This window comes from Photobacterium obscurum, from assembly GCF_026191635.1.
GTDB lineage: Bacteria > Pseudomonadota > Gammaproteobacteria > Enterobacterales > Vibrionaceae > Photobacterium > Photobacterium obscurum.
The window spans coordinates 1-215 of sequence record NZ_JAKRRW010000084.1; the positions used below are offsets into that span (position 1 = coordinate 1).

The following is a 215-nucleotide window of genomic DNA, read 5'->3' on the forward strand; positions in this document are numbered from 1 at the left end:
GGTAGAGCGCAACCTTGCCAAGGTTGAGGTCACGAGTTCGAACCTCGTGTGTCGCTCCAATTTAAAAGTTCTCACGGTACTTTAAACGGTGAAACAATACGGACGCGGGGTGGAGCAGCTTGGTAGCTCGTCGGGCTCATAACCCGAAGGTCGTCGGTTCAAATCCGGCCCCCGCAACCAATTCTCTTACGAGAATATGCGACACTAGCTCAGCT

1 tRNA gene is annotated in these 215 nt (G+C 53.0%); it reads left to right on the forward strand.

Going from position 1 to position 215, the window contains the following annotated elements:
* Positions 1–103 precede the first annotated feature (103 nt).
* A tRNA-Met gene (locus MD588_RS26025) sits at positions 104–180 on the forward strand.
* The last annotated feature ends 35 nt before the right edge of the window (positions 181–215 follow it).